This window comes from Bradyrhizobium sp. SZCCHNR1053 (genome assembly GCF_032381235.1).
Taxonomy (GTDB): domain Bacteria; phylum Pseudomonadota; class Alphaproteobacteria; order Rhizobiales; family Xanthobacteraceae; genus Bradyrhizobium.
Genome location: NZ_JAUHJM010000006.1, coordinates 57,448 through 69,852, shown reverse-complemented (window position 1 = coordinate 69,852; position 12,405 = coordinate 57,448). Strand labels below are relative to the sequence as shown.

General features: G+C 67.0%; 11 protein-coding genes. 8 read left to right on the top strand and 3 right to left on the bottom strand.

Annotated features, from left to right (window positions below; all coding sequences use genetic code 11):
• Positions 1-208: 208 nt before the first annotated feature.
• On the bottom strand, positions 209-2,584 hold the full coding sequence (locus QX051_RS16510) for a xanthine dehydrogenase family protein molybdopterin-binding subunit (RefSeq protein ID WP_315776844.1): 2,376 nt from the start codon (positions 2,582-2,584) through the stop codon (positions 209-211).
• Positions 2,585-2,784: 200 nt separating this feature from the next.
• Between QX051_RS16510 and QX051_RS16505 the strand changes: the two genes are divergently transcribed.
• From QX051_RS16505 to QX051_RS16475, 7 genes are all read left to right on the top strand, one after another.
• The gene (locus QX051_RS16505) at positions 2,785-3,858 is read left to right on the top strand and encodes a Ppx/GppA phosphatase family protein (RefSeq protein ID WP_315776843.1); all 1,074 of its coding nucleotides are present in this window, start codon (positions 2,785-2,787) and stop codon (positions 3,856-3,858) included.
• Positions 3,859-4,094: 236 nt separating this feature from the next.
• Positions 4,095-4,790, top strand: a complete 696-nt coding sequence (locus QX051_RS16500; protein WP_315776842.1) for an RlmE family RNA methyltransferase — start codon at positions 4,095-4,097, stop codon at positions 4,788-4,790.
• A 100-nt stretch (positions 4,791-4,890) separates the two neighbouring features.
• Complete coding sequence (locus QX051_RS16495; RefSeq protein ID WP_315739173.1) at positions 4,891-5,169, top strand: DUF3551 domain-containing protein; 279 nt, start codon at positions 4,891-4,893, stop codon at positions 5,167-5,169.
• 80 nt (positions 5,170-5,249) lie between these two features.
• Entirely contained in the window at positions 5,250-5,609 is a 360-nt protein-coding gene (locus QX051_RS16490; RefSeq protein WP_315757910.1) for a hypothetical protein, read from the top strand.
• A 168-nt stretch (positions 5,610-5,777) separates the two neighbouring features.
• A complete protein-coding gene (locus tag QX051_RS16485) occupies positions 5,778-6,746 on the top strand; it encodes a Bug family tripartite tricarboxylate transporter substrate binding protein (RefSeq protein ID WP_315776841.1) in 969 nt (322 codons plus the stop codon).
• Positions 6,743-7,237, top strand: coding sequence for a tripartite tricarboxylate transporter TctB family protein (locus tag QX051_RS16480; protein ID WP_315776840.1), 495 nt, complete (start codon positions 6,743-6,745; stop codon positions 7,235-7,237). Before QX051_RS16485 ends, QX051_RS16480 begins: the two co-directional genes overlap by 4 nt.
• The gene (locus tag QX051_RS16475) at positions 7,237-8,736 is read left to right on the top strand and encodes a tripartite tricarboxylate transporter permease (protein WP_315776839.1); all 1,500 of its coding nucleotides are present in this window, start codon (positions 7,237-7,239) and stop codon (positions 8,734-8,736) included. Before QX051_RS16480 ends, QX051_RS16475 begins: the two co-directional genes overlap by 1 nt.
• A gap of 109 nt (positions 8,737-8,845) precedes the next feature.
• Here QX051_RS16475 and QX051_RS16470 read toward each other — a convergent pair whose 3' ends face one another.
• The gene (locus QX051_RS16470) at positions 8,846-9,379 is read right to left on the bottom strand and encodes a DUF1003 domain-containing protein (RefSeq protein ID WP_315776838.1); all 534 of its coding nucleotides are present in this window, start codon (positions 9,377-9,379) and stop codon (positions 8,846-8,848) included.
• 360 nt (positions 9,380-9,739) lie between these two features.
• Here QX051_RS16470 and QX051_RS16465 point away from each other — a divergent pair, with 360 nt between their 5' ends.
• The gene (locus QX051_RS16465) at positions 9,740-10,798 is read left to right on the top strand and encodes an acyltransferase (RefSeq protein ID WP_315776837.1); all 1,059 of its coding nucleotides are present in this window, start codon (positions 9,740-9,742) and stop codon (positions 10,796-10,798) included.
• On the opposite strand, the gene QX051_RS16460 is transcribed toward QX051_RS16465, so the two are convergent.
• Positions 10,783-12,207 carry an O-antigen ligase domain-containing protein gene (locus QX051_RS16460; protein WP_315776836.1) on the bottom strand — a complete coding sequence of 475 codons (1,425 nt, stop codon included), beginning with the start codon at positions 12,205-12,207 and terminating at the stop codon, positions 10,783-10,785. The genes QX051_RS16465 and QX051_RS16460 overlap by 16 nt on opposite strands.
• Between the last annotated feature and the right edge of the window lie 198 nt (positions 12,208-12,405).

Sequence of the window (12,405 nt, the reverse complement as noted above, 5' to 3'; positions counted from 1 at the left end):
CAATGACGTGGAGAGGGCCCCACGGCCCGATCGACAGTCCGTAGCCCGGATGCGCGCACGCCGGCGCCCAGCGGGTGCAGGCGGGAGCGACATCCGGGTTCACCGATACAGCCCGTGAGACCCTGCATATCGCCGCGCTCATGCGGGCTACGGGCTTTTTCGTTTGGCAATGAGATGTTTTCGCCTCATCGCGAGCGCTGCGAAGCAGCTACGCCGCGGTCTTCGCCTTGCCGTCCTGGATCGCGCGCCAGAGCTTCTCGGTGGTCAGCGGCATGTCGAGATGCTTCACACCGTAATCCGACAGTGCGTCGATCACCGCATTGATCACACTCGCCATCGAGCCGGCGCAGCCGGCCTCGCCGCAGCCCTTGGTGCCCAGGGGATTGCTCTTGGCGGGCACCGGATGGTTGTCCACCGTCATCATCGGCACATCGGAGGCGCGCGGCAGCGCGTAGTCCATCAGCGAGCCGGTGATCGGCTGGCCGCTCTCGTCGTAGCGCAGATGCTCCATCAGCGCCTGGCCGATGCCCTGGGCGACGCCGCCATGCAATTGGCCGGCGACGATCATCGGATTGATCACCGTGCCGAAGTCGTTGATTGCGGTATACGCGACGATCTGCGCGACGCCGGTGTCCGGCTCGATCTCGACCTCGCAGACGTGGCAGCCATTGGGGAAGGTCGACTCCGTGACCGTCGAGTTGTGGTCGACGTCGAGCGAGGCCGGCACGCCCTCGGGCATCTTGCCGTCGCGTAGGCGGCGCGCTAGCTCCATGACGTCGATGCTGCGGTCGGTGCCGGCGATGGTGAACTGGCCGTCTGCGAACTCGATGTCGGCTTCCGAGGCTTCGAGCAGATGCGCCGCCGCCTGCTTGCCCTTGGCGATGACGAGCTGCGAGGACTCGACGATGGCCTGGCCGGTCGCGGTGATCGAGCGTGAGCCGCCGGTGCCGTTGCCGAACCGCACGAGATCGGAATCGCTCTGCTCCAGCCTGATCTTCTCGAAGGGCACGCCGAGCTGCGCCGACAAGACCTGCGAGAACGGGGTCGCGTGGCCCTGGCCGTAATCGAGCGTGCCGGTCGTGAGGGTCACGCCGCCATCGGCGTCGAAGGTGATCTTGCCAAGCTCGCCCGACGGCGGCGCGGTGACCTCGAGATACGAGCCGACGGCGATGCCGCGCAGCTTGCCGTTCTTGCGGCTCTCGCGCTTGCGCCTGGCGAAGCCGGCGTAGTCGGAGACCTGCAGCGCCTTCTCGAACACCGCGGCGAAGTCGCCGGAGTCGTAGGTGACGCCCGACGCCGCCGGGAACGGCATCTGGCTCGGCTTGATGAAGTTGCGCTTGCGGATGGTGAGACGGTCGATACCCATCTCGCGCGCGGCGGTGTCGATCAGCCGCTCCATGAAGTAGTTCGCCTCGGGGCGGCCGGCGCCGCGATACGCGCCCATCAGGGTGACGTTGGTCAGCACGGTCTTGATGTCGACGCCCAGCAGCGGCGTCTTGTAGACGCTGGCGAGGTTCTTGCCGGTGTTGAGCGACAGCGGCAGCGGCGCCACGCCCATGATGTAGGCGCCGAGATTGCCGTAGCCGGACAGCCTGACAGCGAGGAACTTGCCGTCGGCGTCGAGCGCCAGCTCGCCATGGATGATCTGGTCGCGGCCCTGGCTGTCCGACAGGAAGGCGGTGGTACGCTCGTCGCGCCACTTCACCGGACGTCCCAGCTGCTTGGCGGCGTGCAGGATGCAGACGTATTCGGGATAGGAGACGTTCTTCATCCCGAAGGAGCCGCCGACATTGGTGGTGAGGATGCGGACCTTGTCGGGCGCGACGTTCAGGATCTTGGCCAGCGTCGCCTTGTTGCCGGATACGCCCTGGGTCGGCACCTGCAAGGTGAAGCGCTCGGTCTTGCCGTCGAAGGCAGCCAGCGCCACGCGCGGCTCCATCGACACCACGGCGACGCGGGTGTTGACGATGTCGAGCTTGGTGACGTGCGCGGCCTTGGCGAAGGCCTCTTCGATCTTGGCCGTGTCGCCGTAATGATAATCGAGCGCGACGTTGTTGGGGATATGGTCATAGAGCTGCGGCGCGCCGGGCTTGGCGGCTTCCTCGGCATTGGTGACCGCGGGCAGGGGCTCGATGTCGACCTCGACCGCCTCGGCCGCGTCGCGGGCCTGGGCCGCGGTCTCCGCCACCACGAACGCGACGGGGTCGCCGACGAAGCGCACCTTGTCGGTGACGAGCGCCGGCCGGTTGGTCTGCAGCAGCGGCGAGCCGTCCCGGCCCTTCAGCGGCAGGCCGCAGGTGAACGGGCCATAGTTGGCTCCGGCGAGGTCGGCTCCAGTCCACACCCCGAGCACGCCGGGCATGGCCTTGGCGGCTGCGGTGTCGATCCTCTTGATGATGCCATGGGCGTGGCTGGAGCGCACGATCCAGGCATGGGCCTGGCCGGGCAGGTTGAAATCGTCGGTATATTTGCCGTGACCGCGCACCAGCGTGTCGTCCTCCTTGCGCCGGACCGGCTGCCCGACGCCGAATTTCTGCAGCGCGATCGCGTTTTCGAGGGAGGCCGGGACGGTGTGATCTTGCATGAATGAGGATCCAAGAGGCTGGATTGGTCGCAAATGCGGGCTGTTCCCAGATAGTGCAGCGCCCGCGGCCGGACAACGGTTGATTAGGAATGGTGCATCACGCCTGACGGAGGGGCTGTTGCGCCGGCGCTATCCACTGATAATGTCTCATGAAAGAGAACTTCCATCTGGGCCGGTTCGGCCAGCGGAAAGACATTTGAATGATCAATGACACGCGGCTGCGGGAGAGTCCCACGCCGCGCGGGAACCTGGAGCCCGGCTTGCGTCCGGGTCTGGACGTCGCGACGCCTTCCTGCGCCAGCAACGGCAGCAGCGTCTACGCGGCCCTGGACCTCGGAACCAACAATTGCCGGCTCCTGATCGCCTGTCCTTCGGGCGACAGTTTCCGCGTGGTCGACTCCTTCTCGCGCATTGTCCGGCTGGGCGAGGGCATCTCGACCACCGGCTGCATCAGCGATGCGGCGATGGATCGGGCCATCGCCGCGCTCAGCATCTGCCGGGACAAGATCCAATCCAAGAAGGCCAGCCGCCTGCGTCTGATCGCGACCGAGGCCTGCCGCGCCGCCTCCAATGCGGAGGGGTTCCGCAGCCGGGTGGCGGCGGAGACCGGCATCGAGCTCGAGGTGATCGACCGCGAGACCGAGGCGGCGCTGGCCGTCAAGGGCTGCGCGCCGCTGCTGGATCCAGGCGGGCGCGGGGCCATCCTGTTCGACATTGGCGGCGGCTCCAGCGAGCTGGTGCGGATCGAGCGCGATCCGGCCGACCGCAGCGCCGAGCCGCGGATCAAGGCCTGGATGTCGATCCCGCTCGGCGTCGTGACGCTGGCCGAACGCTTCGGCGGCCGCGACGTGACGCCGGAGATCTATGCCGCCATGGTCGAGGCCGTGGCCGAGCATGTCGGGCCGTTCGCGGCCGAGAACGGCGGCGACCTCTCCGGCATGCATCTGCTCGGCACCTCCGGCACCGTGACGACGCTCGGCGGCATTCATCTCAACCTCGCGCGTTACGATCGGCGCCGGGTCGACGGCATCTGGATCAACGATGCCGACATCACGACGACGATCGCCAAGCTGCTGGCGATGAGCTACCAGGAGCGCGCCGAGAACAACTGCATCAGCATCGACCGCGCCGACCTCGTGCTCGCGGGCTGCGCCATTCTCGACGCGATTCGCCTGGCGTTTCCGCTGCCGCGGCTGCGCGTCGCCGATCGCGGCCTGCGCGAGGGCATGCTGGTCGAGATGATGCGCGAAGACGGTGCGCTGCGCACGGCGTAGCGACTTCACCCTCCCCTGGAGGGGGAGGGTCGTCTCACATGGAGCGCAGCGCAATGTGAGACGGGGTGGGGTGAGTTCCACGAGCAGTCTTCGTGTGGCTCACCCCACCCCGATCGCTCGCTTCGCTCCCGATCGACCCTCCCCCTCCAGGGGAGGGTGACCTTTGTAGTTCCGCCAGACCTCGAGCATGGACGGATTTTCGCCTCCCGCGTCTGGTCACGACGACCGAGAAACACATGGCAAAAGACACGACCGGCCGCATGCATGTGCAGGTCAAGACCGGAGGCAAGCGCAAGCTGTCCTCGAAGCTCTGGCTGGAGCGCCAGCTCAACGATCCCTATGTCGTCCAGGCCAAGCGCGACGGCTATCGCTCGCGCGCGGCCTACAAGCTGCTCGAGATCGATGACAAATACCGGCTGCTCAAGCCCGGCATGACGGTGGTCGATCTCGGCGCCGCACCCGGCGGCTGGAGCCAGATCGCGGCGCGTCGGGTCGGGGCCGAAGCCGGGAAGGGCAAGGTGATCGCGATCGATCTGCTGGAGATGGGCGAGATCCCCGGCGTCACCTTCGCCCAGCTCGACTTCCATGCCCAGGATGCGCCCGAAAAGCTCCGCGCGATGCTCGGCGGGCGTGCCGACGTGGTGATGTCGGACATGGCGGCCAACACCACCGGCCACCGCAAGACCGACCAGCTCCGCATCGTCGGTCTCGTCGAACTCGCCGCGCATTTCGCCAGCGAGGTGCTCAAGCCGGGTGGCAGCTTTCTCGCCAAGACGTTCCAGAGCGGCGCCGATGCCGACTTGATGGCGCAGCTCAAGCGCGATTACGCCAGCGTCCGCCACGTCAAGCCGGCGGCGAGCCGGCAGGATTCGTCGGAGCGCTACGTGCTGGCGATGGGGTTCCGCGGCGGAGAGCAGACCGACCTGTTGTAATGTCGTCATTGCGACCGGCCAGCGCCGGCGATACAGAGCAGATGCAACAAGGTCTCGGGAATCGGCTTTGGCCGACGAGACCCGTTCCGGAGGTCCCGAAATGCGTGTCCTGACCTGCAGCGCTGTCGCGGTCGCTTTGATGGTGGGCTCGGCCATATCGGGGCCGGCTCACGCCCAGGCCTACGATCCGCGCTATCCCGTGTGCATGAAGGTCTATGAAGGCGGCCGGTTTGGCGGTGGCGAGTGGATCGACTGCAGCTATACGTCGCTGCCGCAATGTCGCGCGACGGCGTCGGGCCGTGCGGCGATGTGCGATCTCAATCCCTTCTACGCCCCGCCGTCGCCTCCGCCGCGCCGCGCGCATCGGCGGCATCGCTGAAACAATTCATGACGGTACGGCCGTTGCCGTGCCGCAATCGAACTGAAGATTCGAGACCTCGTATCCATCGGGCTGCCGTGATGCCACATCGTTTCATCGTCTCGATCGTGACGCTTCTGCTGCTGGTCCCCGCGATCGCGACCGCGGCGCCGTCGCACAAGCGCAAGGCCCACCGCTGGCAGGGCTATGGCTTCCTGCCCGGCTACAAGCAGCCGCCCAACAACAGCTTGCCGCTCTATGCCGACAAGGAGGCCATGCGCAACGGGCCGCGCGGCAGCCGCCGCCACTGGTATATCGACGGTACGCCGAAATACATGCTCTACAACGGCGAGTGGCATTATTTCGGCCAGCCAGGCTTCTATCGCGGCCATTACAATGGCGGCAGCTTCGGCCCGTGCTGGACGCGGACGCCAGTGGGGATGGTCTGGACTTGCGGTTAGGCCGCTCCTCCCACAACCGTCTCGTCCTCCCAGGGCTGCTGCTGCAACGCGGGCGACGGCGCGAGCAATCCCGTCTGGACAGAGGCCGCATTTCCCGCTGAAATGCCGCTCGTGAGGGGCAAGAGAAGAAACGCGAGCCGTTCGTTCGGCCGACCGTGGAGGACCGCTTTGAATTCGTTCTGTACGCGCCTGTTCGGCGCTGTCGTCGCTTTGACCTTCCTTGCCGGTGCTCCGGCCTTCGCCCAGCAGCTCGAGCTGAAGGTGATGGCGCCGGCCGCGCCCGGCGGCGGCTGGGACCAGACCGCGCGGGCCATGCAGCAGGCCTTCGTGGCGTCGGGCGTGGCGCGCAGCGTCCAGGTCACCAACGTGGCGGGGGCGGGCGGCACCGTCGGCATCGCGCAGTTCGTCAACGGCGCCAAGGGCGACGGCAACCAACTGATGGTCAACGGCTTCGTCATGGTCGGCGCGCTCGCCATGAACAAGTCGCCGGTGACATTGGAGCAGGTGACGCCGATCGCGCGGCTGACCGAGGAGATCCAGGTCATCGTCGCGCCCGCGAACTCGCCGATCAAGACGGCGCAGGATCTCGCCGCGGCGCTGAAGGCCGACATCGCCAAGGTCACCTTCGCCGGCGGCTCGGCCGGCGGCGTCGATCACGTGATGGCGGCGCTGTTCGCCGGCGCCGTCGGCGCCGACGCCAAGAAGGTCAACTACATCCCGTTCTCGGGCGGCGGCGAGTCGCTGGCGGCGATCCTCGGCGGCAAGGTCACGGCGGGCATTTCCGGCCTGTCGGAATACGACGGGCAGATCAAGAGCGGCAAGCTGCGCGCCATCGGTGTGTCCTCGGAGAAACGCATTCCAGGGGTCGACATCCCAACCTTCAAGGAGCAGGGCATCGATCTCGTGCTCGCCAATTGGCGCTCGGTGGTCGCGGCGCCCGGCATAACGCCGGAGCAGAAGAAGACGCTCAGCGAGGCCGTCGAGAAGATGGTGAAGTCGGATGCGTGGAAGGAGATCCTGAAGCAGAAGGGCTGGGATGACGCCTATCTTCCGGGTGATGCGTTCGCTGACTTCCTGAAAAAGGAGAACGTCCGCGTCACCGACGTGTTGAAGTCGGTCGGCCTCGTCAAGTCATGACGACGGAGAGTGCCGGCACCGAGACACCCGCCTCGGGAGGCGTCGACAAGGCCGGCATCGTCATTGCGGCGCTGCTGGCGGCTGTCGCGCTCGTGCTTGTCTATGACGCCAATCAGATCCCGGCGACCACGATGTACGGCATGGGCCCGCAGGTCATGCCGGTCGTGATCGCGATCGGGCTCGGCATTCTTGCACTGGCCAATCTGATCGATGCCCTCAGAGGCAACCTGCCGCCGCGCGAGAGCTCCGATCCGAAGGCGGTGCTGTTGATCCTCGCCGGCCTTGCGCTCTTGATCGCGATCATCGGCTTCGGTGGCGGCTTCATCCTGGCGACCACCGCGCTGTTCGTGACGACGTCGGCCGCGTTCGGCCGGCGCGCCTTCGTCACCGATCTCGTCATCGGCGCGGTGCTGACGACGCTGATCTATCTCGCATTCGACCGCCTCCTCACCCTGAGCCTTCCCGCCGGTCCGCTCGAAAGACTGCTCTGATGGACACCTTTGCCGCGCTCGCGCATGGGATGGCGATCGCCGTCCAGCCCATGAACCTGCTCTATGCGCTGGTCGGCGTGTTCCTCGGCACCGCCGTCGGCGTGCTGCCGGGCATCGGGCCGGCGCTCACCGTCGCGCTGCTGCTGCCGGTGACCTACAAGCTCGATCCCGGCGGTTCGCTGATCATGTTCGCCGGCATCTATTATGGCGGCATGTATGGCGGATCGACCACCGCGATCCTGATCAACACCCCCGGCGAGAGCGCCTCGATGGCGACCGCGCTCGAGGGCAACAAGATGGCCAAGGCCGGCCGCGGCGGCCCGGCGCTGGCGACGGCGGCAATCGGCTCGTTCGTCGCGGGCACCATCGCCACCATCGGACTCGCGTTCCTGTCGCCGTATCTCGTCGACATCGCCGTGCGCTTCGGGCCGGAGGACTACTTCGCGCTGATGTGCGTCGCCTTCGTCACGGTGTCCGCGACGTTCGGCGATTCACCGATCCGCGGCCTCACCAGCCTGTTCATCGGCCTGACGCTCGGCCTGATCGGCATCGACAAACTGACGGGACAGGCGCGGCTCGCCTTCGGCGTGCCGGAACTGCTCGATGGCGTCGAGGTGACGACCTTGGCGGTCGGCCTGTTCGCGGTCGGCGAGGCGCTCTACGTCGCCTCGCGCCGGCACCATAGCGAGGAGAAGATCGAGGCCATCAAGGGCTCGCTGTGGATGACGCGCGAGGATTGGAAGCGGTCGTGGAAGCCGTGGCTGCGCGGCACGATGTTCGGCTTTCCGATCGGCGCGCTGCCGGCCGGTGGGGCGGAGATCCCCACCTTCCTGTCCTATTCGACCGAGCGACGGCTGACCAAATATCCCGAGCAGTTCGGCAAGGGCGCGATCGAGGGCGTCGCCGGTCCTGAGGCCGCCAACAACGCCTCCGCCGCGGGCACGCTGGTGCCGCTGCTGACCCTCGGCCTGCCCACCTCGGCGACCGCCGCGATGATGCTCGCCGGCTTCCAGCAATATGGTCTCAACCCGGGCCCGCTGTTGTTCGCCGAGCGGCCCGACCTGGTCTGGGGCCTGATCGCCAGCCTGTTCATCGCCAACACGATGCTGCTGGTGCTCAACCTGCCGCTGGTCGGACTGTGGGTGAAGCTGCTCGCGATCCCGACACCCTGGCTCTACGCCGGCATCCTCGTGTTCGCCACGATGGGGACGATCGCCGCAAAGCCGTCCGTGGTCGAATTGTCGATGCTGGCCGGCTTCGGCGTGCTCGGCTTCCTGATGCGCCGCTTCGATTTCCCGATCGCGCCGGTCGTGGTCGGGCTGATCCTCGGGCCGATCGCCGAGAGCCAGTTGCGGCGGGCGCTCGCGATCAGCCTCGGCGATCCCATGACCCTGCTGCAGTCGCCGATCTCTGCCACTCTGCTGGTGGTCGCGCTGATTGCGCTCGTCGCACCGTTCGTCCTCAAGGGACTCGGGCGCTTCAAGGCGAATGAGGATTGAGTGTGGCGCGCAAGTGGAAACCGCTCCACCTTTGCTGCCTCGGGGGTGCGTCGCCCGGGCGAGCGCAACGACCGCGGGGATACCGGCCCCGCATGCTGCTCGCGCGACGTCAGCGCTGCGCCTCCTCGATCTTGTCGAGCACGCGCTCCTGCGCGATGTCCTTCGACGCGTCGCACAGTTCCGGTTTGGCATCCGGCTCGATGCCCATCCGCTGCGCCATCTGGTTCAGCAGCGTCTCGACCTGAGTTAGCTCGTGCTCCGCCAGCAGGCTGATTTGCAGGTCGGGATCGGCGCGCTTGTGGGCTTCGGCCGCCATGCGGTTCTGCGAGATCAGCACGAAGGTCGAGAGGAAGATCGCCTCGACCGACGCGATCATGGCGAACTCGGCGAAGCTCTCGTCCCAGGCGGGCACGCCGGGGATGAGATGCAGATTGGCGACGATCCAGAAGCCGAACACCGTGAGATGCAGATAGACGAAAGTCATCGCCCCCGTGAAGCGCGTGATCGCTTCGGCCACCTTCTGCTGGGTGGTCGCCTCCGTCAGCTCGCGCTTGCGCCGGTCGACCAGCGCCTCGATGTTGCGTTCGAGGGCAGGGGTGAGCCCCGGGCTTGGGGTCGGATGCGGCGCCAGCTCTTGGGCCATGAGCTGCAAACGAGCCCTGCGTCGGCCGTTCCCCTGGGAAGGGCCGCGCGGGAGCCCGAGTCGCGTGTGCCGACCAGGCCGCAGCGGATCGGACGCGCCGCGCTTGATCGCCGGCGCCGGGTGAGGTGGCCAGCGTCTCCACCTCGTGCCTGGCTCTGGTCGCGATCCCCGGCGTAGCCGGCAGCCATCCGGCAGAGGCTTATCGGTTGGTTAAGACTAACGCGAGAATACCCCCGATGTCCTGGCAGGCGCCGACGGCGCTGCAAAGCCGGCTGCGCTATGACTTGGATGAATGCGGCGCTGACTTCGCAGGATCGCAAACCGGACGCGGGCTGCGCGACAGGGTAGGACATATCGGGCGTGGAGGCTGGAACGCAGAGGGCAACGGCTGACACCGCGCGCACGGCGTGGATCGATTTCGCGCGCGGCCTCGGCGTCATCCTGGTCGTGTACGGTCACGTGCTTGGCGGTCTGGTACGCCCGGGCATCTTCCCGGACGGAGCCGTCGCGCGCTGGATGGACTACACGCTGTACACGTTCCACATGCCGCTGTTCTTCTTCCTGGCCGGCTTGAACGTGCAGCACAGCTTGCGGCGCGGCGCGCGTCCCTTCCTCACGTCCAAGCTCTGGACCATCGCCTATCCCTACGTGCTGTGGTCGTTGATCCAGGGCGGGATCACGATGCTGCTGGCACGGGATGCCAACATCCCGATCCATCCCGGCGATCTCGCCGCGATCTGGTATCGTCCGATCGCGCAGTTCTGGTTCCTCTACGCGTTGATGATCTGCCACGTGATCGCGGTGCTGGTCCCGTCGCGGACGGTCTTGATCACGCTCGCGCTGGCCGGGCTCTGCGTGTTCCTCACGCTGCCGATCCGGCCTGACCTCGCGCTCACCCTGCATCATCTGCCGTTCTACGTTGCGGGCGTCTACGGTGTTCGCGTGGTGGCGGAATGGCGGCCGTTCGGCTGGTCCTTCATGGCCGTGATCGGGATTGCGTTTGCGGCCGCAGTGGCGTTGGGCGGCCGGCTGTCCGGCATGGACGCCAACGGGCTCGCCTCCCTGCCGGCCTGTGTGCTCGGGATCGCCGGCACGGTCGGGCTCTGCAAGCTGCTTGCCCCGGCGCGTCATCGCTGGCTTGCGGCCGCAGGCGTCGCGTCGATGACGATCTATGTCCTGCACATCCTCAGCGGCTCGGGCATGCGCATCATCATGCTCAAGCTGCACATCCCGCCATCGCCATGGGTCTATCTGTTGGCCGGGACGGCGGCCGGTGTCGTGCTTCCTCTGATGGCGCATGCCATCCTGCAGCGGCTGCATCTGCTGCCGGTCTTCGGGCTTGCACCGCCGGCCTCCCGGAAGTCGCAGGCCGCAGTGATCGCGCCGCGCGTTGCAACGTCCGATCAGGCGCCGGCCTGATGCTGCCGAGCGGCGACGGTGCGCCGTGCGCCGCCGGCCATCTGGTCGAGCGGACAGGCCATGGCGACGAGCATCCAGAACAGCGCCGAGACCTCGCCGGAGGAGATGCTGGTCAGCGGCAGCTGGATCAGCAGCGCACTGATGGCGAGCGCGCCGAGCACGGCGCCCTCGCGCGTCGGCATCCGCCAGGCGGCACCGGTGGCGGCGAGCCCAACCCAGACATAGGCCGCGAGGCAGATCAGTCCGACCGGAATGCCCATCGTCACCCAGCTTGCGATGATCTGCCCGTCGATCGGCATCGCGCCGGCGACGCCGACGTCCGTGATGGTGAAGCCAGATCCCAGGACCATGCTGTTCGGCGCATTCCACAGCGTGACGAACTCATCCAACCGCTCGCTGCCGCTGCTGTCCTGCGACACGCTGCCGAGCGATTCCAGACGGGAGGTGATGACCTCCGCGAACGGCGTGAACATGACGGTGACGATCACCGCGCCGACCAGTCCGCCCGTGATCGATACGGCCCGACGCCGCGTCGCGGGGAACAACATGCAGAACAGCACGCCCACCGCGAGCGTGATCCAGCTGGTGCGGTAGAGCGACAGCAACAGGCCGAGCGCCGCCGGCGCCATCGCCGCCAGTGCCAGCCATCCCGGGCGCAGGAAGCCCACCAGCAGCAGGCCCGTGGCCGTGAAGGTCGCGTAGCTGGCCGGGCCGTTCATCGTGCTGAACACGCGCACCATGTAGGGCAGCGGATAGCCGGCCGAGGTGATGCTGGCGTTCACCATCCAGAACCGATCCCAGCCTTGCGGATCGACATATTGCCAGATGCCGTAGAGGCCGGTGAGCGGCAGCACCAGCAGGAACACGCGCGTGATGGCATCGAGCAGGACGCCGTCGGATTGCGCCCGCTGCTGCAGGGCGATCGCATAGAGTACGGGCGCGGCCCATTTCATTCCGCCATTGGCGGCGTTGAACCAGTCGTTCTGGAAGATCGACAGCGCGCCGCCATAGACGATGCAGGCGAGGACGATGAAGGGCGCCACGAGCCAGGGATTGCCCGGCCTGTCCTTGTCCGAGGGCGAGAGCACCAGACTCGGAACTGGCGCGATGATGAACAGCAGCGGGCCGCTCAGCATGACGCCGGACGAATCGAATCCTGCGGAGATGTCGACCAGGCGGCGCACGAAAGGAGCAAAGGCGAACATCAGGATCGCCGACTGCACGTGGGCTGCGGGGCTGCGACGCCACGCGAACCAGCCGGCGACCGCGCAGCCGAGCACGAAGGCCGGCCTGACAAGGCCGCCGAGTGCGGGCACGGCGAGCACCGTCGCCGCGAGCAGAAGCGCGGTTGGCCAACAGTCCGTCGCCAGGGTGGCGAGCGGCCGTGCATCGATTCGGCTCTCCTTCATGGAGGCGGACTATAATGGAAAAGGCGGCTCGCGCCGTATCCACAAAACAGGGCGGTGCCGGCGTGCATAACGAGATTGGCGCTCCTTGGTTCTTCCGCACGAACGCGGGGCTGCTTTCACATGGATGACACCAACGGGAGTGCCCTGTGGCCGTCCTTCGAGACGCGCGCCAAGGGGCGCGCTCCTCAGGACGAGGTC